We start from the raw sequence: 21,206 nt of genomic DNA, 5'->3' as shown, positions 1-21,206 counted from the left end.
TGTACCGCGAAGATTTCGTCAACGGATCGGACAGAACAACTTCGCAGAGCGACGAAGCGCCCAGTGTCCCCCACAGGCCCTTCTCCGGACTGCCGCACCCACGAGGGAGGTTGCGGAAACGGGTCACCGGCCCCCTCGGCCCGGCGTTGCTGGAGGATGCGGCACATGACTCAGATCGAAAGGCAACTCCCCCGCCGGGTGGCCGACGCATACGTCGACGCCCTCGTCGAACTCGACCCGATCACGGGCACCTACCTGGGCGTGCGGGCGAGCTCCGGCCGTCTGCCCGACACCTCGCCGGCCGGGGCCGCGGCCCTCGCCGCGCTCGCGCGGAAGACTCTCGCGCACCTGACCGAGGCCGAGCTCCTGCCCGGCGCGGACTCCGGTGTCGAGCGCCGGTGCGCACGGCTGCTGCGCGAGCGCCTCCATGCCGAGCTGGCCGTGCACGAGGCGGGTGAACACCTGCGTGCGGTGGGCAACATGGCGACGCCGCCACACATGGTGCGGGACGTCTTCACGGTGACGCCCGCCCGGACGGAGGAGGACTGGGCGGCCGTCGCCCGGCGGTTGCGGGCGGTGCCCCGCGCCCTGTCCGGGTACCGCGAGTCGCTGGCGCTCGGCCTGGAACGCAAGCTGTACGCGGGGCCGCGCACGACCGCCACCTTCGTCGGGCAGCTCGGGGACTGGGCCGGCGCCGACGGGCAGAAGCGCGGCTGGTTCGAGGAGTTCGCCTCCGGCGGCCCCGGGACACTGCGCGGCGAACTGGACGACGCGGCACGCGCCGCCACCGCGGCCGTCCGGGAACTGCGGGACTGGATGCGGGACGTCTACGCGCCCACCGTCGAGGGGGCCCCGGACGCGGTCGGCCGGGAGCGGTACGCCCGCTGGGCCCGCTACTTCAACGGCACCGATCTCGACCTGGACGAGGCGTACGCCTACGGCTGGTCGGAGTTCCACCGTCTGCTGGCGGAGATGCGCACCGAGGCGGAGCGCGTCCTGCCCGGTGCGAGGACTCCGTGGGTGGCGCTGGCCCGCCTGGACGAGCACGGCCGGTGCGTGGAGGGGGTGGACGAGATCCGTGACTGGCTCCAGGGGCTGATGGACCGGGCGATCGACTCGCTGGACGGCACGCACTTCGAACTGGCCGGGCGGGTGCGGCGGGTGGAGTCCCGCATCGCTCCGGCGGGCGGCGGCGGGGGCCCGTACTACACCCCGCCGTCGGAGGACTTCTCCCGTCCCGGGTGTACCTGGCTGCCGACGATGGGGCGCACCCGCTTCCCGGTGTACGACCTGGTGTCGACCTGGTACCACGAGGGTGTCCCGGGCCATCACCTCCAGCTCGCCCAGTGGAAGCACGTGGCCGGGGACCTGTCCCGCTACCAGACGGGCGCCGGCATGGTCAGCGCCAACGTCGAGGGCTGGGCCCTGTACGCGGAGCGGCTCATGGACGAGCTGGGCTTCTTCCCCGGGGCGGAGGAGCGCCTCGGCTACCTGGACGCCCAGATGATGCGCGCGGCCCGGGTGATCGTGGACATCGGCATGCACCTGGAGCTGGAGATACCGGCGGACTCGCCGTTCCACCCCGGCGAGCGGTGGACGCCGGAGCTGGCGCGGGAGTTCCTCGGCGCGCACAGCAGCCGGCCCGCCGACTACGTGGAGAGCCAGCTGACCCGGTACCTGTCCATGCCGGGGCAGGCGATCGGCTACAAGCTCGGCGAGCGTGCCTGGCTCCTCGGCCGGGAGAAGGCCCGCGAGCGACGGGGCGAGGCGTTCGACCTGAAGGCCTGGCACATGGCCGCGCTCTCCCAGGGCTCTCTGGGCCTGGACGACCTGGTGGACGAGCTGACCCGGCTCTGACCCGGTCCCCGGCCCCGCGCCCCGCTCCGGACGCTCACCGCGCCGGAGCGGGGGCGTTCCGTCCGGGGCCGGCGGGCGACGGGAACGACCGCCCACCGCCCGCCGGCCGTGTCTCAGTTCTCCCAGATCTTGAAGGCCCGTACCTGGTAGGGGGAGCGCGGGACCCAGGTGCCACCGCCCGGATAGGTCTCGAACTCGCCCGTCTCACCGCACTCGGCCGACTGGTACAGGGTGACGTTGCGGCCGGTGCGGTTGGCGAAGGACTGCGCGTCGCTCCCGGCCGGCAGGGGGACGCAGCTCTCGATGTCGACGGCGGACAGGTCGCGGTTCAGCCGGCCGCCGGTGAAGTCCGGCTTCTTCCAGAGGCAGAGCTGGCCTGCCGCGCACTCCCCGAGCCGCACCCCGGCGGCGGACGGGGCCGCGGCGGGCCGGGGGCTGGCGGCCTCGGTGGCGGACCGGGCGGTGGCGGTGGTCGTCATGTCGGTGGTCGTCACGGTGGTGTACGTGCCCCCGGGCGCCAGGGGTGTGGCTGCCGGAGCGACGGCCGAGGCGGCGGGAACGAGAGCGGTGGCGGCCAGGACGGCCGCGATGACGGTCTTGCGCATGGTGGATCAATCCCCGTGGTCGTGCGGTTTCTCTTGGCCGAACCCTGACCTGACGCGATGTGCCCGGGGAAGGGGTTCGGAGCGGGACCACCCGGATAGGCGACAGCCCCGCCGGTTTGGACCGACGGGGCTGTGTGGGCGTGGTGTTGACGCGGATGCGACGGGGACGGGAGGGGTCAGATGTGACCGACTCCGGCACCGGCCTCGGCGTTCTCGCCGCGCTTGGTGAAGAGGGCGACCACGGCGGCGATCACGGCGACGCTGCCGGCCACCACGAACGCGGTACTCATGCCGGACACGAACGTGTCGTGCGCGACCGCGGTGATCTTCGCGGCGATCTCCGGCGGGGTGTTCGGGGCGATGGGCGGCATGCCGACCTCGATGGCCGAGGACGCCTGGGACAGCTCCGCCGCGGAGGTCTTCGGAAGACCCGCGCCCGTCCAGTTGCCGGGCAGCAGGGAGTCGACCCGGGCCGCCATGACCGCGCCCAGGACGGCCGTGCCGAGGCTGCCGCCGACCTGCATGCCCGCCTGCTGGAGGCCACCGGCGACGCCGGACAGCTCCATGGGGGCGTTGCCGACGATGACCTCGGTGGCGCCGACCATGACGGGGGCGAGCCCGAGGCCGAGCAGCGCGAACCAGATCGACATGGTCAGCGTGCCCGTACCGATGGTCAGCTGCGACATGCCGAAGCAGGCGACGGCGGTGCACACCATGCCGCCGACCAGCGGGACCCGGGGGCCGAACTTGGTGATGAGGGCGCCGGCCAGCGGCGAGGCGACGATCATCATGGCGGTCAGCGGAAGCAGGTGCAGACCACTGTCGACCGGGCTCATGCCGTGCACGTTCTGGAGGTAGAACGTCACGAAGAACAGGCCGCCCATGAAGGCGAAGGCCATCAGCACCATCAGGATCGTGCCCGCCGACAGCGGGATCGACCTGAACATCGCCAGCGGGATCAGCGGCTCGCGGACGCGCTGCTGGACGAGGGCGAAGACCGCGAAGAGGACGACCGCCGCGACGAGGAAGCCCACCGTCTTGGTGTCGCCCCATCCCCATTCGGCGCCCTTGATGAGCGCCCAGATGAGACTGAACATCGCCAGCGAGAGCAGGACGATACCGCCGATGTCGAAGGAGCGCGGCGCGTTCTCCGCGCGGTGATCCCTGAGGATCATCACACCGAGCACCAGCGCGATCACACCGACCGGCACGTTGATGAAGAAGACGGACTGCCAGCTGACGTGCTCGACGAGCACCCCGCCGAGGATCGGGCCGCCCGCGGTGGAGGCGCCGATGACCATGCCCCAGATACCGATGGCCATGTTGAGCTTCTCGGCCGGGAAGGTGGCACGCAGCAGGCCGAGTGCGGCGGGCATCAGCAGGGCACCGAACAGGCCCTGGAGCACGCGGAAGACGATCACCAGGGTGACGCTGGAGGAGAGGCCGATGGCCCCGGACGCGGCGGCGAAGCCGACCACGCCTATCAGGAACGTCTGGCGGTGGCCGAATCGGTCACCGAGCTTGCCCGCGGTGATCAGTGAGACCGCGAGCGCCAGCATGTAGCCGTTCGTGATCCACTGGACGTCCGCGAGGGAGGCGTCGAGGTCCTTCTGGATGGCGGGGTTGGCGATGGCGACGATCGTGCCGTCGAGCGCGACCATCATCACGCCGATGGCCACGGCGAACAGCGTCAGCCATGGGTGGCCGCGAAGTCCCTTGCCCTGCACGGGAGCTGCGATGTCTTCGGGCTCCCGGGAAGCCTTGTCGACAGTGGTCTGACTAGTCATGTCCGTGAGAATAGTGACAGCGACTGACAGTTGACCAACCAATTCGCCGACCGGTAACTGTCGGGTGGCTCACACCGGCGCCCACTGCGGCGGTACGACAAGAGAGGAGCGGCACGTGACGGACGGTCCGGCGGGACGGCGGGACGGCGCCCGCGAGGGTACTCAGCCCGCGGTGGCCCGCGAACAGCGGGTACGGGCAACGGGTTTGTTCCGGCGTCCGGAGTGCGCGGTCGGGTTGCGCGAGCGCAAGAAGCAGCGCACCCGCGACGCGCTGCTGCACGCCGCACTCGAACTCTTCACCACCCAGGGGTACGAACGGACCACGGTGGACGGGATCGTGGAGGCGGTCGCGGTCTCCCAGCGCACGTTCTTCCGGTACTTCGCGAACAAGGAAGACGTCCTCTTCGCCACCCAGGACATGGTGGAGGCGCGATTCCTCGCGGAGTTGCTGCGACGGCCGGCGGACGAGCCGCCACTGGAGGCGTTGAGGCAGGCCGCGTTCGCCTCCTGGGACGCGCTGGAGCTCTCCGATCCGCCCTCGGCCACGGTGGAGTTGCACGTCCGGACGTTCCGGATGATCGAGTCCGAGCCCACGCTGCTGGCCGCGCACATGCGCCGCTGCATCGCCATGGAGGAGGAGATCGCCTCGGTGATCGCCGGGCGGGAAGGGCTGGACCTGGACGCCGACCCCCGTCCCCGGGTGGCGGTCGCCGCCTTCTCCGGGACGATGCGGGTCACCGGGCAGCTGTGGGGGCGGTCCGGCGACGGAAGCCTGGCCTCGCTGCGCGCCCTGGCGCAGAGCCATCTGGACATGCTCGGCCCGGCGCTCGCCACCGGCTGGCGCGCCCCGGCGCCGGGCGCCACCGGGGCGCCCGAGGCCGCGCCGCAGGTGCCGCGACTGCCGGTGGCGCCGGGACCGCCGGTGGTGCCGATCCTCGCGCCCGGGGCGGCACCGGGTCCGCTCGTGGTCGTCGGTCCGGCCTCTCCGGGGCGCGCGGGCGGACGGTGACGTCCGTGACGTCCCCGGCTCCCGGCAGGGAACGGGGAGGCGCGGGGCGGGGAGGCGCGGGGCGGGGAGGCACGGCGGTGGCGAGGCACGGCGGTGGCGAGGCACGGCGGTGGCGAGGCACGGCGGTGGCGAGGCGCGGCGGTGGTAGCGGCCGGGAGGTGCGGGGGGAGGAGCGCGAGGGCGGGAAGGAGCGACGAGGAGGCGCGGTCACCGACCGCGAGCCGGAGCGCGAGACCCACGCCACTGCGTACGGCGGACCATCCACTCCACATGCCCCTACCGGCTACGGAACGTAAGAAAAACGGTCCACAAACCCCTCCGTCGAGTGAGGTACGTCACCCGCGCACCACGGCCCGTCACCCGTCTCCTAGGGTGTGCCGCAGTGAATCCCTCCTTCGACACCTCCCCCACTCTGACCGCGTGGCGCGCCCTGCTCGCCATAGCCGTCGTGTTCGTGATGCTGGCGACCACCGGGTGGACCGCCGTTCGCCATCAGCCCTCCGACGAGCCACGCGTGCGTGCGTTGGCCGCCTGGGCGCATGCCCGGGCGGCCGGCCGGCCCGTACCGGCCCTGGACGCGCCGTCCTCGGCGATCGCCCGGTTCTTCGCCTCGCTGTCCGCCACGCAAGCGCTCTCGCTGGCCGATCACCACCCCTTGGTGGTCGGCAACCTCAACGGCGTGCCGGTCGCTCTGCGTTACCGTGCGAACCGGCACGCGCTGCATGACGCGGAGGCGGTGGAACAACGCCGGACCCGTGATCCCGGGCTCTCTCCCGACGGCCGCACCGAGGCGCGCATGCGGCTGGAACGCTTCCGCGGCATGCTCGCCGGCGACCGTCAGATCCTGTCCTTCGATCCGTCGGGCCGGGGCCGCGCGGCCGAGGTGTTCGGCGATCTGGACCGGGCCGAGCGGGTTTCCGTCGTGGTCCCGGGCGTGGACACCCAACTGCTCACACTGGAGCGGGAGAACCATCCGTACAGCGCGCCGGTCGGCATGGCGAGGTCCCTGTACGCCGCCGAGCGGGACGCCCGGCCCGCCGTCCGTAGCGCGGTCATCGCCTGGGCGGACTACACCGCGCCGGCCGGGATCGGCATGGACGCGGTCCTCGGCGGGCTCGCCGGCCAGGGCGCGTTGCGGCTGAACGCGCTGGTGGACGCTCTGCCGGGGAAGTCCACCGTCTCGCTGGTCTGCCACAGTTACGGCTCCGTGGTGTGCGGGGTGGCGGCGCACCGCCTGCCGTCCCGGGTCACCGACATCGCCGTCGCCGGCAGTCCCGGTATGCGGTCCGCGAGTGCCGCCGCGCTGGGCACGGACGCCCGGGTGTGGGCGATGCGCGACCAGGACGACTGGATCGCGGACGTGCCCAACCTGGAGGTCGGCGGGCTGGGGCACGGTGCCGACCCCGTGGACCCGGAGTTCGGAGCGCGGATCGTCTCGGCGGGCGACGCGCAGGGCCACAGCGGTTACTTCGAGCCCGGTACGGAGAGTCTGCGCAATTTCGCGGCGATCGGCGTCGGCTCATATACGACGGTCGGCTGCGCACGTGCGGATCGCGAGTGCCGCAGCGGTATTTCCGGTGGAACAGATGTCTGACGCGCGTAGATCGTGCGGAAGCTCGGTGAATCGGGGCTGACACCAGGGGGGCGACGTATGGGCGAGTGCCGCATACGATGAGGCACATGGGTGATGTGCTGGCTGGAATCCATGCCACCTGGGAGTTCGACACCGACTCCGTGCTCATCCGCTTCGAACGGGGCATCCGTACGCCGAGGCTCTTCCAGAGCCTGCGGGAGCGACGCATTCCGTATGCGGCGCTGTCGGCGGTCGGTATGACTCCGGGCAAGCGGGGCACGGTGGTTCTGCACGCCTCGCCGAGACCCGGTGCCGACCCGCTGATGGAGGCGGCCGCGGGGCAGTTGAAGGACGGAGCCGATCCCTACCGGCTGGTCCTGCCCGGCGACCGGGAGACCCTCGCGGAGTACTACCGGGACGAGCTGCGGGCCGTGCTCGGCCCGGAGGCCGGACAGCCCGCGGACCACTTCCTGGTCCCGGCGCCGAAGGGCCCGCTGCAGTTCAAGGCGTACGACGGGCGGGCCAGTTTCGACGGGGAGCGGGTCTCCTTCCGCTGGTCGTGGACGGGCGCGTCGAGCGCCAAGTGGCGCGCGGGCGACCAGTCGTTCCCGGTGGAGCGGGTGGCCGGGGTGGAATGGCGTTCCCCGGAGGCGTTCGAGGGCTATCTGCGGCTGCTGACGCACCCGTCCGACCCGGCAGCGGCCGTACCCGCGCAGCCGTGCGTCACCTCTCCCGGCGAACTGCCCGGGGGTGGTACGGCGGAGCGTCCCGCCCAGGCCGACCAGGACCCGGCGGCCGTGCTCTTCGGCCTGGGCTACGGCCCGGTCCACGAATCGCTGCCGTTCGCGGCGGCGGTCCTGGAGTCGGCCCGCCGCAGGCCGTCCGTACCCGTACCGACCTCGCTGGTGCCGGTCGGCGCGGCGGCGCGGCGCGATCCGGCGGACATCGCGGAGCGGATCCGCCACCTCGGCGAGTTGCACCAGGCGGGGCTGGTGACGGACGTGGAGTTCAGCGCCAAGAAGGCCGAGCTGCTGGCGGAGTTGTGAGGGCGGTCACGGAAGGCGGGGCCGGAGCGGGTCCGGCGGGCGGTCACCGCGTCCCGTTCCGTCGTCCGTGACGGGTCCCCGCCTCACCCGGTCGGCGCCCGCGGCGGAGGCGGCAGTCTCGGGCCCGCCCGCAGCCGGGGCAGCCGTCCGGCCGCCGGAGCCACCCCGTACCGCGGTATGACACGGCGGGCCGCACTCCGACACCCCGGTATGACGCCTGCGGGGCGGTCGGCTGCCTACGCTGGCCGGGCCATGTCCGAGACCCCTGAATCCCCCGAATCGTCCGAGCCCTCACGCCGGAGCCGTCCGCGCGCCCTCGCCGACCGGCTGTCGCGGCCCTCGCACCCGACCACCGCGCTGCTCGCCGAGGCCCCGAAGCGGTGGCAGCGGATGATCCCGTACGTCGTGGTGGTCGCCCTGACCGCCGCGCTCCTGCCGGTCACGGTCAATGTGCTGGCCCACGACCGGGGCGTGCCGGGCGCGTTGGCGGCGACCCTCGCGGTGGCCCAGACGCTGCCCCTGCTCCTGCTGGCCCACCGGCCCCTTCAGGTCTGGTGGATCACCTTCCTCGCCTCGGTCGCCGGGGCGCTGGTGCTGCTCGCCGAGCCTTCGGGACCGTACGCGGTCTGGCCCTGGCCGCCGACCGTCATCGTCGGTCAGCTCTTCGTCCTCCTCGCGGTGGGGCTGCGGGAAAGCCGTCGGACCCTGGTGGCCGTGTGGCTGGCCACGGGCGCGGCGGGGCTCGTGCTCTCCTCGGTGGCGTCGGACCGGGCGAGCGCGAGCGCGCTGCTGCTCTTCGTCCTCGGCGCGGTGGTGCTGCTGGCCGGCGCCGCCGTACGGGAGCGGGGCGTGGCGCAGCGGCGGCTGGTCGAGCAGGAGACCATCAGCGCCGAGGAGCGGGCCCGGCGCACGCTGCTGGAGGAACGCGCGCGGATCGCGAGGGAGTTGCACGACGTGGTCGCGCACCACATGTCCGTGATCACCGTGCAGGCGGACTCCGCGCCCTACCGGGTGGCCGGGCTCTCCGAGGAGACCCGCGAGGAGTTCGCCTCGATCGCGGCGAGTGCCCGGGAGTCCCTGGCCGAGATGCGGCGGCTGCTCACGGTGCTGCGCGGCGACGGCACGGCGGGCGAACGGGTCCCGCAGCCCGGCCTGGACCGGTTGCAGCAGCTGGTGGAGGCGACCGTACGCACGGGGCTGCCGGTGGAGTTGGCGCTCGCGGCGGACCTCGGCGAGGTGCCGCCGGCGGTGGACCTGTCGGCGTACCGGATCGTGCAGGAGGCGCTGGCCAACGTGGTGCGGCACGCACCGGGCGCCCCGACCCGGGTGTCCGTCCGGGCGGACGGCGGCCACGTGACCGTACTGGTGGTCAACGCGACTTCCCCGCGCCCCGGTTCTCCGCTGGAGTCGTCCGGGACGGGTCATGGTCTGGTCGGGATGCGGGAGCGGGTGCGGCTGACGGGCGGCACCCTGGACACCGGCCCGCTGCCGGACGGCGGCTTCCGGGTCGCGGCCCGGCTCCCGCTGGGGCCGCCCGCCGCCGGTGGCGTACCGCCCGGGCCTGCCGGGCAACCGCCGCCACCGGCCGGGCCGCCGACACCACCGCCGCCACCGGCCGGGCCGCCGACGCCACCGCCGACACCGACCGGGCCGCCGCCACCGACCGGGCCGCGAACGCCTCAGCCGCCGCCCGATCCGACCACCGCCCCGGAGGATTCCCCGTGACCATCCGCGTGATCATCGTCGACGACCAGGCCATGGTGCGGGCCGGGTTCGCGGCCCTGCTGTCGGCGCAGAGCGACATCGACGTGGTGGGCGAGGCGCCGGACGGCCGCCGGGGCATAGAGGTGAGCCGCGACCGCCGTCCCGACGTGGTCCTGATGGACGTCCGGATGCCCGAGATGGACGGACTCGCCGCCGCCCGCGCCCTGTTGGACCCACCGGTCGGCGTGGTGCACCGCCCGAAGGTGCTGATGCTCACGACGTTCGACGTGGACGACTACGTGTACGAGGCGCTGCGCGCCGGGGCCTCCGGGTTCCTTCTGAAGGATGCGCCTCCTGCCGATCTGATCACGGCGGTACGAGTGGTGGCGGCGGGCGACGCGCTGCTCGCACCCTCCGTGACGCGGCGGCTGATCGCGGACTTCGCCGCCCAGCGGCCGTCCGGCGCCTCCCGCAGCGGGCAGGCGCTCCGGCTGAACGGGCTGACCCCCCGGGAGACCGAGGTGCTGGAGCTGATCGCGCGCGGGCTCTCCAACCAGGAGATCGCGGGCCGGCTGGTGCTGGCCGAGCAGACGGTGAAAACGCACATCGGGCGGGTGCTCGCCAAGCTGGACCTGCGGGACCGCGCGCAGGCCGTGATCTTCGCGTACGAGTCGGGGCTGGTGACACCGGGGAGCTGAGGACGGGCCGAGGGCGCGGGACAGCCCTCAGACTGATCGCCATGAACCCGGGGAACGACCCCCGCGACCGGTCCGGCGCGACGGCACCCACCCACGCCGACGAGGTGCGCCGCCTGCGGGCCCTCGCCGCCCGGGTACGGCGCGACCTCGTCCTCTCGGACGCCGCCGAACGGCTGGTGGCGGCGCTGCGCGCCCGCACCGGCGTCAACGATCCCGAAGCACTCGCGGTCGCGCTCCTGGACGACCGGGGCCCGTGCGGCGCGGTGGCCCGGCGGACCACCCGCGACGGCGTCCGGGTCGACGAGGGTTCCCATCCGTTCCGGAACCCCGCCAACCCCTTCGCGCCAACCCCTTCGCGGTGACGCCCGGCCGGATGGCCCGTGTCTCCGCCGCGCCGGCGCCCTGAGAGCCGGCGGGCCGGGGTACTCGCCCGGACCGCGCCCGACCACCCTCCCCAAAACCCCTCACGGGAAACTCCGTTGCGTCCAGAAGTAAGAAACCCGAAGCTTGATCGACTCTTACCTTCGACCACGAGGGCCTGCTCATGCCCGCACTGCTGCCGGATACCGCACCTCAACGCGTGCTCGCCGTCTCGAACTTCGTGTACACCCTCGGCAGCGGCCTCTATCTGACCGCCGGAGTCCTCTACTTCACTCAGGCGGTCCACCTCCCGGCCGGCCGGGTGGGCCTCGGACTCGGGGCTGCGGGGATCGTCGCGCTGGCCGTGGGCATCGCCGCCGGCCACCTCGCGGACCGGCGTGGAGCGCGCGGTGTCTACGCGAGCACCCTGGCCGTGCAGGCGGTGGCCACGGCGGGATTCCTGTGGGCGGACAGCTTCTGGCTGTTCGTCCTCGCCGTGGGTGTGGCCAGTGGCGGCAAGGCGGCGGGGCAGTCTTCGCGCGGCCCGCTGATCCGGCACTACGGAGGAGCCCGGCCGCAGGCCTTCCGCGCCTACCTGCGCGCGGTGACCAATGTGGGCATCTCGCTGGGCGCCCTGGCGGCCGGCTGGGCGGTCCAGGTGGGCACGGTCCCGGCGTACCGGCTCCTGGTGATCGGCAACGCGGTCGCCTTCGCGGCATCCGCGGTGCCCCTGCTCAGGCTGCCTCCGGTGAAGCCCGTGCCCGCGAGCGCCGGCCCCCGCTGGGCCGCGCTGCGGGACGGACCGTACCTCGTGCTCACCGCACTCGACGGGGTCATGACCGTCCAGTTCAGGGTGCTCACGGTGGCCGTCCCGCTCTGGCTGGTCAGCGCCACCACCGCGCCGCACTCCCTGATCTCGGTCCTGGTCCTGCTCAACACGGTCACCATCGTCCTGTTCCAGGTCCGGGCGGGCCGCGGCGTCGCCTCCCCGGCGGCCGGCGGAGCGGCCTACCGCCGGGCAGGGGTGGCCTTCCTCGCCTCCTGCTCCCTGATCTCGCTGTCGGCCGGGACACCCGCGTGGGCCGCCGTCACCCTCCTCCTCGTCGCGATGGCGATCCACACGATCGGCGAACTCTGGCACGCGGCGGCGGGTTTCGAGGTGTCCTACGCCCTCGCCCCGCAGCACGCCACCGGCCAGTACCTCGGTGTGTTCGGCCTGGGCGGCGGCCTCGCCGAGGCCTTCGGGCCCGCCCTGCTCATCTCGCTCTGCATCACCTGGGGGCGCCCCGGCTGGTACGTCGTGGGCGCGATGTTCGCGCTGACGGGCCTGGCCGCCCCGCCCGCCGTCCGCTGGGCTCGGCGCAAGGGCGTCCGCCCCGCCGAAGCCCTGCCGGAAAACACGGTGTCCGCCGCGCCGATCGCCCCTACGGTGACCGGATGACGACTCAGGTGATCGTGTTGAACGGCGGCTCCAGTTCCGGCAAGTCCGGCATCGTCCGATGCCTTCAGGCGGTGTTGCCGGAGCCGTGGCTCGCCGCCGCGATCGACACCCTGGTGGACTCGATGCCCGCGTCGATGCACACGTCCGACGGCGGGATCGAGTTCACCGCGGACGGCGGGGTGAACGTCGGAGCGGAGTTCCGGAGGCTGGAGGCGGCCTGGATGGAGGGCGTCGCGGCGACGGCCCGTGCGGGTGCCCGGGTGATCGTCGACGACGTCTTCCTCGGCGGCGCGGAGTCCCAGGCGCACTGGCAGAAGGCCCTCGTGGGGCTGGACGTGCTGTGGGTCGGCGTCCGGTGCGCGAGCGAGACCGCCTCGGGGCGGGAGATCGCGCGCGGCGACCGTACGCCGGGGATGGCCGCCGCGCAGGCGGAGACGGTGCACCGGGGGGTGGTCTACGACCTGGAGGTGGACACCACGCGCGCAGAGTCGCTGGAGTGCGCCCGGACCATCGCCGCCCGCGCCGCGTGAACGGTTCCCGACCGGACGACGGGCTCCCGACCGGACGACGGGCTCCCGACCGGACGACGGGCTCCCGACCGGACGACGGGCTCCCGACCGGACGACGGGTCCCGACCGGACGGCAGGCTCCTGACCGGACGGCAGGCTCCCGACCGGAGGGCAGGCTCCTGACCGGACGACGCCGGACCCGGCACACCCCCTACCCCGGTAGTACCCCACAGTTGGCTCCCCGGTGTGACGCCCGCCGGGACGTCCTCTTCCTACCTTCTGCTCCGTCGCGCCGTCCGGTGCGGCGGAGCGGAAGGAGGGGCGGATGCGCCGGTACGCGAGGACTCTGGTGGCGGTCGCGCTGGCGGCCACCGTGGCGGCGGGGACCGCCGGCTGGGCGTCGGGGAGTGCGCAGGTGGCCGTGAGCGGGCCGCCGCCGGGCAGCGCGTCCTGGCGCGCCGACGAGGTACGGGGACGGGCGCTGCCCGACCCGGCGAGCGCCACGCCCGCCCAAGTGGCTGCTTTCTTCGCCGCGTTGAGCCCCGAACAGCAGCAGGCACTCGTGGTGCGGCACCCTTCGGTGACCGGCAACCTCGACGGCGTACCGCTGGAACTGCGCTACCGGGCCAACGCCCTCGCCCTGAAGGCGAACACCGATCCCCGCTACCGGTCGCTCGCCGAACCGGGGCGCCGGATAATCGCGTTCGACCCGCGCGGTCGCGGGCTGGTGGCGGAGGTCTTCGGCGACCTGCGGACGGCCCGGCACGTGGGGGTCGTGGTGCCCGGGTCGGACATCGACGCGGGCACGTTCGACCGGGACGGCGATCCGTACGGGACTCCGGCCGGGATGGCCGTCTCGCTACGGGACGCCACGGGTCCGGACACCGCCGTGATCGCCTGGGCCGGGTACACCACGCCGGTCGGGGTCGGGTGGGACGCGGCCACGGGGAAGCTGGCGGAGGTCGGCGCGGACCGGCTGGCCCGGTTCGCGGACGGGCTGGCGGCGGACGGCCTGGTGGCGCCCGCCGTGTTCTGCCACAGCTACGGCTCGGTGGTCTGCGGGCTCGCCGCGCACCGGCTGCACGTCGCCGACCTGGTGGTGCTCGGCTCCCCCGGGATGCGCGCCGGCAGTGTCGGCGCGCTCTCCACCACCGCCCGGGTGTGGGCGGCGAAGGACCCCACCGACTGGATCGACGACGTGCCGAACATCGAGTTCGCCGGACTCGGCCACGGGACCGACCCGACCGACCCCGGTTTCGGCGCCCGCCGGGTCCCGGCCCGCGAAGCCGTGGGCCACACCGGCTACTTCGCCCCCGGCACCGACTCGCTCCGCGCCTTCGCCGCCATCGCCACGGGCGACTTCGCCGGGGCCGGCATCGTCACCGAGGGGGCGCTCCGATGAGTCCCGCCACCCTCGCCGCCCGGATCGAGTCCCGCACCCCGGCCCACCGCGACCGCGCGATCGACGGGATGCGCGCCCTCGCGCTGCTCGCCGTACCGACCGGGCACTGGCTGCTCGGCGGGTTCACCCGGGGAGACGACGGCGCCCTGCACAACGCGAGCCCGCTCTCCGCCTTCGGGGCGCTCGCTCCGGTGAGCTGGGTGCTCCAGATGCTCGGGGTGTTCTTCCTGGTCGGCGGGTACGTCTCCGCCCTCTCCTACCGCCGCCGCGAGACCACCGCCCGCGCCTGGCTGGGCGGGCGGCTGGCCCGGCTGGGCCGTCCCGTCCTCGGGGTGACGGCGGTGTGGGCGGTACTCGCTCCGGTGCTGCACCTGCTCGGGGTACCCGGGGACACGCTGCGGACCGGGGCGACGCTGGTGATCCAGCCGCTCTGGTTCGTCGGGGTCTACCTGGTGGTCACCGCGCTGACCCCGGTCTGTGTACGGCTCGCGGAACGGATGGGCGGGTGGGGCGCCGCGCCGCTGCTGGGGGCGGTCGCGGTGGTCGACTTCCTCCGGTACGGGCCGTACGCGGACGCCGTGCCGTCCTGGCTGAGCCTGCTGAACATCCTGCCGGGCTGGCTGTTCGCGTACCAGCTCGGCGTGGGCTGGGGCATGGGCCGGATCGGGCGGCGCGGTGCTCGGTTCCTGCTGGTGGGCGGTTCGGTGCTGTTCGCGGTACTGCTGCTGGTCGGGCACTACCCGGCGTCGATGGTCGGCGTGCCGGGCGTGGCGCGCACCAACTCGCATCCGCCGTCGCTGCTGGTACTGGCGCTGGCCGCCGCGCAGAGCGGTGCGGCGATCCTGCTGCGCGACCGGATCGGCCGACTGCTGCGACGGCCCGCGCTCTGGGCGCCGGTGGTGGTCGTCAACCTGTCGGCGATGACGATCCTGTGCTGGCACCAGACGGCGCTGCTGGCCGCCGCCGTCCCGGCGTCCCTCCTGGGAGCCGGTGCCGTACCGGGGCTGACCACGGCCCCGGACAGCCTCGGCTGGATCGCGGCGCGGGTGCTCTGGCTGCCGGTCTGCGCCGCGCTGCTGGTGCTGCTCGCCCGCTTCACGCGCCGATTCGAGGCCCCGTGGCGCCGGGGCACCCGCACCACCCGGGCCCGTAACGCCGTGGTGGGGGTGCTCGCGGCGGGGTTCGCGGTGTTCGCGCTGGGGCTGGCGTGAGGCGGGTGCCCGTACCCCGGATCGGGTACGGGCACGGGACGGGCGCCCGTACCCCGGATCGGGTACGCTCGCCCGGGTCACGCGGGCCCTGCCGCGGGCCCCGGATCGGGTACGGGCGCCCGGGTCACGCGGGCCCTGCCGCGGGTCCTACTTCTCCCGGGCCGCCGCCGTGCTGCTCATGTCCGGGTAGCGGTCGCCCGCCACCTTTCCGGCGATCGGCTCCAGCTCGGCCAGCTCCTCGGCGGTGAGGACGATCCGGGCCGCACCGACGTTCTCCAGCAGCCGGGCCGGCTTCCGGGTACCGGGGATCGGTACGACGGTCAGCCCGTGCACCTGGGCGCGCTGGTGCACCCAGGCCAGCGCCACCTGCGCGGGGGTCGCCCCGTGGGCCTCGGCGATCCGGCGGACCGGCTCCAGCAGGGCCGCGTTGTTCTTCGCGTTGTCGCCCGTGAAGCGGGGCTGGTACTGCCGGAAGTCGTCCTTCCCGAGCTCCTTGCCGGCGTCCGCGAACGCCCCGGTCAGAAAGCCCCGGCCAAGCGGCGAGTACGGCACCAGTGTGACGCCCAGCTCGGCCGCCGCCGGCACCGCGCTGCGCTCCAGGTCCCGGCTGAAGAGCGACCACTCCGACTGGAGGGCGGCGATCGGGTGCACCGCGTGCGCCTCGCGCAGCTCCGGGCCGGTCACCTCGCTCAACCCGAGCTGCTTGACCTTGCCCTCCTTGATCAGTTCGGCCATCGCGCCGACGGACTCGGCGAACGGGACCTTCGGGTCGTGGCGGTGCATGTAGTAGAGGTCGATCACGTCGGTGCCCAGGCGGCGCAGGCTCGCCTCCACCGCCTGCTTGATGTAGGCGGCGTCGTTGCGTACGGCCCGGTACTCGGGGTCGTCGGACCGCTCGATGGCGAACTTGGTGGCCAGCGTGATCCGGTCGCGGTTGGTCCCGACGAACGAGGCGAGGAACTCCTCGTTGGCGCCGCGTCCGTAGATGTCCGCGGTGTCGAAGAGGGTGACCCCCGCGTCCAGCGCCGTGTGCAGGGTGTCGTGGGCGGCCATCTCGTCGGTCTCGCCGTAGAACTCGCTCATGCCCATGCAGCCGAGTCCCTGCACGCCGACCTGCGGTCCGTCCGCGCCGAGCTGCACGGTGGGAAGGGTGTTCTCCGTCATCAGCCACACGGCCTTTCCGGCGCCCGTCGGGCGCTCGCATAGAAGTCGATCTTGTGATCCAGGACGGTGAGCGTCTCGTGGAGCTCCGCGATCCGGGCCCGTACGTCGCGGCGGGTCGCCTCCAGCAGCTCCTGCCGCTGGTCGAACGTGTGCTCGCCCTCGCGCAGCAGTTCCGCGTACCGGACCATGTCGGCCACCGGCATCCCGGTCAGCCGGAGCTTGCCGACGAAGGCCAGCCAGCCGAGGTCCTTGTCGGTGAACCTCCGCTGTCCGGTCTGCGAGCGGTCCACGTGCGGCATCAGGCCGATCCGCTCGTACCAGCGCAGGGTGTGCGCGGTGAGCCCGGTGCGGGCGGCCACCTCACTGATCGTGTACCGGACCGTGCGGCCCGGCGGGGAGACCTGCTGGGGCACCGGTCGTACGGACGTGCTCTGCGTCACCGTCATGTCCTCCACGTTAGAACGTTGGAGTGCACTCGAAGCAAATGGACCGGGCGGGAAACCCACGAAGGCCCGTCCCCGCCGCGCGGGACCCCCTGCGGGGCGGGTGTCCCCTGCCTCTACCCTCGTCATCATGCAGAGTCTGGCGATGATCGAGAACTGGCCCGTCCCCACCGCGGCGGCCGCCGTCGTACGCGCGGACGGCACCGTCCTCGGCACGTACGGCGACACCGCGCACCGCTTCCCCCTGGCTTCGGTGTCGAAGCCGCTGGCGGCGTACGCGGCGCTCGTGGCGTACGAGGAGGGGGCCCTGGAGCTGGACGAACCCGCCGGCCCGGAGGGCTCGACCGTCCGCCACCTGCTCGCCCACACCAGCGGCCTCGCCTTCGACGAGCACCGGGCGACCGCCCCGGCCGGTACGCGGCGGCTCTACTCCAACGCGGGCTTCGAGGTCCTCGGCGAGCACCTCGCGAAGGCGTCCGGCATCTCCTTCGCCGACTACGCCCGTGAGGCCGTGTTCGAACCGCTGGGGATGGCCTCGACCACGCTTGCCGGCTCGCCCGCCAAGGACGGCGTCTCGACCGTGGCCGACCTGGTCCGTTTTGTCGCCGAGGTCCAGGCTCCCCGGCTGCTGGACCCGCGCACGGTCCTGGAGGCGCAGACCGTCGTGCACCCGGGGCTGAAGGGCGTACTGCCCGGGTACGGCCACCAGAACCCCAACGACTGGGGCCTCGGCTTCGAGATCCGGGACTCCAAGTCCCCGCACTGGACGGGCGCGAGCTCCTCCCCCGCGACCTTCGGCCACTTCGGCCAGTCCGGCACCTTCCTCTGGATCGACCCGGTCGCGGGCCTGGCCTGTGTCGCCTTGACGGACCGCGCCTTCGGCCCCTGGGCCGCCGAGGTGTGGCCGCCGTTCACGGACGCGGTACTGGCGGAGGCCGGCCGCTGAGCCGTCCCCCGGGGAAGACCACCGGGGCACGGGGTCGTGGAATCAGGTCACCGGGCGGTGCGTGCCACGTGCGCGCGCACCTGGTCGGCCGCGTCCAGGTAAGCCTCACGGACGACGTGGCGGGTGATGCCCCAGCGCCGCTCATGGGCGGCCAGTGCGGCTGCGATCTCCTCCACGGTGCCGATCCACGCGTAGGGGGAAGCGAGCACCACGGACGCGTCGCAATCCACGCGACGGGCGTGTTCCCGCGCCGCCTCAGCTCCCCACGCCGACCGATCCCATGAACGCGGCCGGGTAGCGCTCGCCCCGCGCCGATCCCCGGGGCACCGCCTTCTCGATCCGGGCGAGATCGTCCGCGGTGAGTTCCAGCGCGAGCGCGGGCAGCGCCTCGGTGAGCCGCTCGCGGCTGCGGGGGCCGACGAGCGGAACGATGTCGTCCCCCTGCGCGGCGACCCAGGCGATGGCCAGCTGCGCGACGGTGCAGCCCTTCGCCTCGGCCACCTCGCGCAGGGCCTCCACGAGGGCGAGGTTGTGTTCCACGTTCCCGGCCCCGTACCGCGGGCCGTGAACGCGGCTGTCGCCCGGCCCGGCGCTGTGACCCGCGGTCCAGTGCCCGGAGAGGAGGCCGCGGCTGAGAACGCCGTAGGCGGTCAGCCCGATCCCCAGCTCGCGCAGTACGGGCAGGACCTCGTCCTCGACCGCCCGCGAGAGGAGGGAGTACTCGATCTGGAGATCGGCCACCGGGTGCACGGCGTGGGCCCGGCGCACGGTGGCCGCGTCGACCTCCGAGAGGCCCAGGTGGCGTACGTACCCGGCGTCGATCATCTCCTTGACGGCGCCCACCGTCTCCTCGATCGGCACCTCGGGGTCCAGCCTGGCCGGGCGGTAGACGTCGATGTGGTCGGTGCCCAGACGGGTCAGCGAGTGGGCGAGGAAGTTGCGCACCGCCTCGGGACGGCAGTCCGGCTTGCCGAACCCGTTGCCGGGCTTCATGAGCATGCCGAACTTCACGCTGAGCTGGTAATCCTCCCGCTTCCGGCCGCGCAGGGCCTCGGCGAGGAGCAGTTCGTTGTGCCCGGTGCCGTAGAAGTCGCCGGTGTCGATCAGCGTGACACCCGCGTCCAGCGCCGCGTGCACGGTGGCGATGCTCTCCTCGCGGTCGGACCTCCCGTAGGCGCCGGACATGGCCATCCCGCCCAGTCCCAGGGCGGAGACCGCCGGACCGTTGGTCCCCAGATGACGTCGTTCCATGACACTCTCCTCCATCGCTCGGTAGGTCCAGCCTGCGCCCGCTCGCCGGGATGCGGGAGAGGAGCCTTCATCCAGGGAGCGGCCCTCCCTGGATGAGCGCGTCCCCCGTCGGTTACAAAGGAATCCATGAGCGAAGCCATGAGACGGGACGACCTCGCGGACTTCCTGCGCCGCCGCCGCGAAGCCCTCCGGCCCGCCGAGGTCGGCCTTCCCGACGGCTCGCGGCGCCGCACCCCCGGCCTGCGCCGCGAGGAGGTGGCCATGCTCACGGGGGTGTCGGTGGATTACGTCGTACGCCTCGAACAGGGGCGCGGCAGCCGCCCCAGCCTCCAGCTGCTCACCGCGCTCGCCCGGGCGCTGCGGCTGAGCGACGACGAACGCGCCCACCTGTTCCACCTGGCGGGACACCAGCCGCCTCCGGCGGACGGCACGGCCCGGCTGGCGCGGGCCGGGCTGATCCGCATGCTCGACCTGCTCGGTGACACCCCCGCCCTGGTCCTGTCCGACCTGGGCGAGGCGCTGGCCCAGAACCGGATGGCGCTCCTGCTGTACGGCGACCACACCGGCCTCTCCGGGCCCCGGCGCCATCTCGTGTACCGGTGGTTCACCGAGCCCGCCACCCGGGCCGTCCACCCGCCGGAGAAGCACGAACACCAGTCGCGTCAGTTCGTCGCGGACCTGCGGGCGGTCGCCGGCCGCCGGGGCCACGACCCCACCGTCACCGACCTCGTCGCCCGGCTCAGCGGGGCGAGCGGCGAGTTCCGCCGCCTGTGGGCCGAGCACGAGGTGGCCGTCCGGCGCGCCGACCGCAAGGAGCTGCTCCATCCGCGGGTGGGCCGGCTGGTCCTGGACTGCGAGACCCTGGTGACCCTCGACCAGCGGCAGATGCTGCTCGTACTCACCCCCGCCGACACCGAGACCCGCGAACGGCTGGAACTGCTGAGCGTGTTGGGCATCGAGAACTTTCCGGTGAGCACGGCGGGAGAGTGACGGCCGAGGCGCGCCGATCGGCGCGCCTCGGGGGGGCGGGCGGGCCCGTGTGCAGGATTCGGTGGGGCGGCGGTCCTCTCCGGGGGCGGCCCGCCCGTCACCGCCCACCGCGTGGAGAGGCCCGGTCATGCACCTGTACGGCGACCCGTTCCCGTTGTTCCCGCCCCTTCGTCCGAACCGGGCGCCGGACGCGCCCTCGACGGCTTCCGCTCCGGGCTGCGCGCGGGTGTCGGGGTGAACGCGGCACCGGGCCAGGGCGCCTTCGAGGGCGGTCGCTACGGAGAGGCGTACTTCCGCCCCGGGCAGGCGGGCGAGGGCGAGCGCATCGACTACGGGGCCCTCGCCTACGACGACATCAGCCTCGCGCGGCTGCGGGCGCTCGGTGCCGGCCCCGGGTGGCGCTGCCTCGACGTGGGGGCGGGCACGGGTACGGTCTCCCGCCGGCTGCTGGGCGAGGCCGGGGTGGAGAGTGTGCTCGCCGTCGACCGCGACGTACGGTTCCTCGGCGAGCGGCCGGTGCCCGGGCTCGACCTGCTGGAGGCCGACATCACCGCCCCGGGGTCCCTTTCCGGCCAGTACGACCTCGTCCACGCGCGCTTCGTCCTGATGCACCTGGCCGAGCACGAGAGCCTGATCACGTCACTGGCCGCGCTCGTGGCTCCGGGCGGGGTGCTGGTACTCAGCGACGCGGTGGACCTGACGAGCGACGTCACGCCCGCGACCCCGTACACCGCGGCGATGCGGGCGATGTGGCAGGGGCTGCGGGCCACGATCGGCACCGACGTCTCCTGGGTGCCGTCCTCCCCGCAGCTGCTGCGCGGGGCGGGGCTCGAACCCGTCGCCGCCGAGATCCACGTACCGCCGCTCCAGCCGGACAGCCCCATCAGCCGCTTCTGGGCCGACACCTGGGAGCGCAGCCGGCCGGCGATGCTCGCCACCGGCCTGGTGGACGACGCGGGGATCGACGCGGCGATCCGGTACCTGGTCTCCGACGAGTGCGCCGCGCTGTCGGCCGGGATGCTCACGGCGTGGGGGTGGAAGCCCGGGGAGCGCACTTCCGGTCCCTGACCGGCGGGCCGCGACAACACCGCCCCCGGCAGCTTGCCGGTCGAGGTGGCGGCACACCTGCGGAATCCCTCCGCCGTCGATGTCAGCGCCTCGGTATACGGTTCCGACCATTGCGGCCGGACGGAGATCGCGAGGGACTCGC

Annotated in this window: 19 protein-coding genes and 1 pseudogene; 14 read left to right on the top strand and 6 right to left on the bottom strand. The window is 73.5% G+C overall.

All coding sequences use genetic code 11. The features are described 5' to 3' along the window. Positions 1 to 165 precede the first annotated feature (165 nt). Positions 166 to 1,857 (top strand): DUF885 domain-containing protein, encoded by a 1,692-nt coding sequence (locus tag OHT52_RS22375; protein WP_328721963.1) that lies wholly within the window; start codon positions 166 to 168, stop codon positions 1,855 to 1,857. 113 nt (positions 1,858 to 1,970) lie between these two features. On the opposite strand, the gene OHT52_RS22370 is transcribed toward OHT52_RS22375, so the two are convergent. Further along, on the bottom strand, positions 1,971 to 2,462 hold the full coding sequence (locus tag OHT52_RS22370) for a peptidase inhibitor family I36 protein (RefSeq protein ID WP_443046640.1): 492 nt from the start codon (positions 2,460 to 2,462) through the stop codon (positions 1,971 to 1,973). A 176-nt stretch (positions 2,463 to 2,638) separates the two neighbouring features. Further along, a complete protein-coding gene (locus tag OHT52_RS22365) occupies positions 2,639 to 4,249 on the bottom strand; it encodes an MFS transporter (protein ID WP_328721962.1) in 1,611 nt (536 codons plus the stop codon). 205 nt (positions 4,250 to 4,454) lie between these two features. On the opposite strand from OHT52_RS22365, the pseudogene OHT52_RS22360 reads away from it, so the two are divergent. The 10 genes and pseudogenes from OHT52_RS22360 to OHT52_RS22315 form a co-directional block, all read left to right on the top strand. Then, positions 4,455 to 5,093: pseudogene (locus OHT52_RS22360) on the top strand (TetR family transcriptional regulator); the annotation flags it as partial. Between the two features lie 547 nt (positions 5,094 to 5,640). Beyond that, positions 5,641 to 6,852 carry an alpha/beta hydrolase gene (locus OHT52_RS22355; protein WP_328721961.1) on the top strand — a complete coding sequence of 404 codons (1,212 nt, stop codon included), beginning with the start codon at positions 5,641 to 5,643 and terminating at the stop codon, positions 6,850 to 6,852. An 86-nt stretch (positions 6,853 to 6,938) separates the two neighbouring features. Next, on the top strand, positions 6,939 to 7,877 hold the full coding sequence (locus OHT52_RS22350) for a DUF4429 domain-containing protein (protein WP_328721960.1): 939 nt from the start codon (positions 6,939 to 6,941) through the stop codon (positions 7,875 to 7,877). A gap of 252 nt (positions 7,878 to 8,129) precedes the next feature. Continuing rightward, the gene (locus OHT52_RS22345) at positions 8,130 to 9,602 is read left to right on the top strand and encodes a sensor histidine kinase (RefSeq protein ID WP_328721959.1); all 1,473 of its coding nucleotides are present in this window, start codon (positions 8,130 to 8,132) and stop codon (positions 9,600 to 9,602) included. Further along, positions 9,599 to 10,279 carry a response regulator transcription factor gene (locus tag OHT52_RS22340; RefSeq protein ID WP_328721958.1) on the top strand — a complete coding sequence of 227 codons (681 nt, stop codon included), beginning with the start codon at positions 9,599 to 9,601 and terminating at the stop codon, positions 10,277 to 10,279. Before OHT52_RS22345 ends, OHT52_RS22340 begins: the two co-directional genes overlap by 4 nt. A gap of 41 nt (positions 10,280 to 10,320) precedes the next feature. Next, positions 10,321 to 10,641: a hypothetical protein gene (locus tag OHT52_RS22335; RefSeq protein WP_328721957.1), complete on the top strand. Its 321-nt coding sequence runs from the start codon at positions 10,321 to 10,323 to the stop codon at positions 10,639 to 10,641. Between the two features lie 182 nt (positions 10,642 to 10,823). Next, the gene (locus OHT52_RS22330; RefSeq protein ID WP_328721956.1) at positions 10,824 to 12,080 is read left to right on the top strand and encodes an MFS transporter; all 1,257 of its coding nucleotides are present in this window, start codon (positions 10,824 to 10,826) and stop codon (positions 12,078 to 12,080) included. Continuing rightward, entirely contained in the window at positions 12,077 to 12,610 is a 534-nt protein-coding gene (gene cpt / locus OHT52_RS22325; protein ID WP_328721955.1) for a chloramphenicol phosphotransferase CPT, read from the top strand. Before OHT52_RS22330 ends, cpt begins: the two co-directional genes overlap by 4 nt. Before the next feature lie 304 nt (positions 12,611 to 12,914). Beyond that, entirely contained in the window at positions 12,915 to 13,991 is a 1,077-nt protein-coding gene (locus tag OHT52_RS22320) for an alpha/beta hydrolase (protein ID WP_328721954.1), read from the top strand. After that, the gene (locus tag OHT52_RS22315) at positions 13,988 to 15,202 is read left to right on the top strand and encodes an acyltransferase family protein (protein ID WP_328721953.1); all 1,215 of its coding nucleotides are present in this window, start codon (positions 13,988 to 13,990) and stop codon (positions 15,200 to 15,202) included. Before OHT52_RS22320 ends, OHT52_RS22315 begins: the two co-directional genes overlap by 4 nt. A 147-nt stretch (positions 15,203 to 15,349) precedes the next feature. Here the strand turns inward: OHT52_RS22315 and OHT52_RS22310 are convergent, their stop codons facing one another. Together OHT52_RS22310 and OHT52_RS22305 are read right to left on the bottom strand one after the other, a co-directional pair. Beyond that, on the bottom strand, positions 15,350 to 16,366 hold the full coding sequence (locus tag OHT52_RS22310; protein ID WP_328721952.1) for an aldo/keto reductase: 1,017 nt from the start codon (positions 16,364 to 16,366) through the stop codon (positions 15,350 to 15,352). Further along, on the bottom strand, positions 16,366 to 16,812 hold the full coding sequence (locus tag OHT52_RS22305) for a MerR family transcriptional regulator (RefSeq protein ID WP_328721951.1): 447 nt from the start codon (positions 16,810 to 16,812) through the stop codon (positions 16,366 to 16,368). The genes OHT52_RS22310 and OHT52_RS22305 overlap by 1 nt, the downstream gene beginning before the upstream one ends. Before the next feature lie 127 nt (positions 16,813 to 16,939). On the opposite strand from OHT52_RS22305, the gene OHT52_RS22300 reads away from it, so the two are divergent. Beyond that, positions 16,940 to 17,755, top strand: a complete 816-nt coding sequence (locus OHT52_RS22300) for a serine hydrolase domain-containing protein (protein WP_328721950.1) — start codon at positions 16,940 to 16,942, stop codon at positions 17,753 to 17,755. Between the two features lie 47 nt (positions 17,756 to 17,802). Here the strand turns inward: OHT52_RS22300 and OHT52_RS22295 are convergent, their stop codons facing one another. Both OHT52_RS22295 and OHT52_RS22290 read right to left on the bottom strand, forming a co-directional pair. Beyond that, the gene (locus OHT52_RS22295) at positions 17,803 to 17,985 is read right to left on the bottom strand and encodes a hypothetical protein (protein ID WP_328721949.1); all 183 of its coding nucleotides are present in this window, start codon (positions 17,983 to 17,985) and stop codon (positions 17,803 to 17,805) included. 25 nt (positions 17,986 to 18,010) lie between these two features. Beyond that, entirely contained in the window at positions 18,011 to 19,006 is a 996-nt protein-coding gene (locus tag OHT52_RS22290; RefSeq protein ID WP_328721948.1) for an aldo/keto reductase, read from the bottom strand. A 138-nt stretch (positions 19,007 to 19,144) separates the two neighbouring features. On the opposite strand from OHT52_RS22290, the gene OHT52_RS22285 reads away from it, so the two are divergent. Both OHT52_RS22285 and OHT52_RS22280 read left to right on the top strand, forming a co-directional pair. Continuing rightward, complete coding sequence (locus OHT52_RS22285) at positions 19,145 to 19,996, top strand: helix-turn-helix transcriptional regulator (protein ID WP_328723847.1); 852 nt, start codon at positions 19,145 to 19,147, stop codon at positions 19,994 to 19,996. Between the two features lie 234 nt (positions 19,997 to 20,230). Further along, complete coding sequence (locus OHT52_RS22280) at positions 20,231 to 21,064, top strand: class I SAM-dependent methyltransferase (protein ID WP_328721947.1); 834 nt, start codon at positions 20,231 to 20,233, stop codon at positions 21,062 to 21,064. Positions 21,065 to 21,206 lie beyond the last annotated feature (142 nt).

This window comes from Streptomyces sp. NBC_00247 (genome assembly GCF_036188265.1).
GTDB lineage: Bacteria > Actinomycetota > Actinomycetes > Streptomycetales > Streptomycetaceae > Streptomyces.
The sequence above is the reverse complement of the archived record's forward strand: the minus strand, read 5'-3'. Positions and strand labels throughout refer to the sequence as shown.

Coding starts and splice junctions, on each gene's coding strand:
- OHT52_RS22375 (WP_328721963.1), top strand. CDS start 166: ATGACTCAGATCGAAAGGCAACTCCCCCGCCGGGTGGCCGACGCATAC.
- OHT52_RS22370 (WP_443046640.1), bottom strand. CDS start 2,462: ATGCGCAAGACCGTCATCGCGGCCGTCCTGGCCGCCACCGCTCTCGTT.
- OHT52_RS22365 (WP_328721962.1), bottom strand. CDS start 4,249: ATGACTAGTCAGACCACTGTCGACAAGGCTTCCCGGGAGCCCGAAGAC.
- OHT52_RS22350 (WP_328721960.1), top strand. CDS start 6,939: ATGGGTGATGTGCTGGCTGGAATCCATGCCACCTGGGAGTTCGACACC.
- OHT52_RS22345 (WP_328721959.1), top strand. CDS start 8,130: ATGTCCGAGACCCCTGAATCCCCCGAATCGTCCGAGCCCTCACGCCGG.
- OHT52_RS22335 (WP_328721957.1), top strand. CDS start 10,321: ATGAACCCGGGGAACGACCCCCGCGACCGGTCCGGCGCGACGGCACCC.
- OHT52_RS22330 (WP_328721956.1), top strand. CDS start 10,824: ATGCCCGCACTGCTGCCGGATACCGCACCTCAACGCGTGCTCGCCGTC.
- cpt (WP_328721955.1), top strand. CDS start 12,077: ATGACGACTCAGGTGATCGTGTTGAACGGCGGCTCCAGTTCCGGCAAG.
- OHT52_RS22320 (WP_328721954.1), top strand. CDS start 12,915: ATGCGCCGGTACGCGAGGACTCTGGTGGCGGTCGCGCTGGCGGCCACC.
- OHT52_RS22315 (WP_328721953.1), top strand. CDS start 13,988: ATGAGTCCCGCCACCCTCGCCGCCCGGATCGAGTCCCGCACCCCGGCC.
- OHT52_RS22310 (WP_328721952.1), bottom strand. CDS start 16,366: ATGACGGAGAACACCCTTCCCACCGTGCAGCTCGGCGCGGACGGACCG.
- OHT52_RS22305 (WP_328721951.1), bottom strand. CDS start 16,812: ATGACGGTGACGCAGAGCACGTCCGTACGACCGGTGCCCCAGCAGGTC.
- OHT52_RS22300 (WP_328721950.1), top strand. CDS start 16,940: ATGCAGAGTCTGGCGATGATCGAGAACTGGCCCGTCCCCACCGCGGCG.
- OHT52_RS22290 (WP_328721948.1), bottom strand. CDS start 19,006: ATGGAACGACGTCATCTGGGGACCAACGGTCCGGCGGTCTCCGCCCTG.
- OHT52_RS22285 (WP_328723847.1), top strand. CDS start 19,145: ATGAGACGGGACGACCTCGCGGACTTCCTGCGCCGCCGCCGCGAAGCC.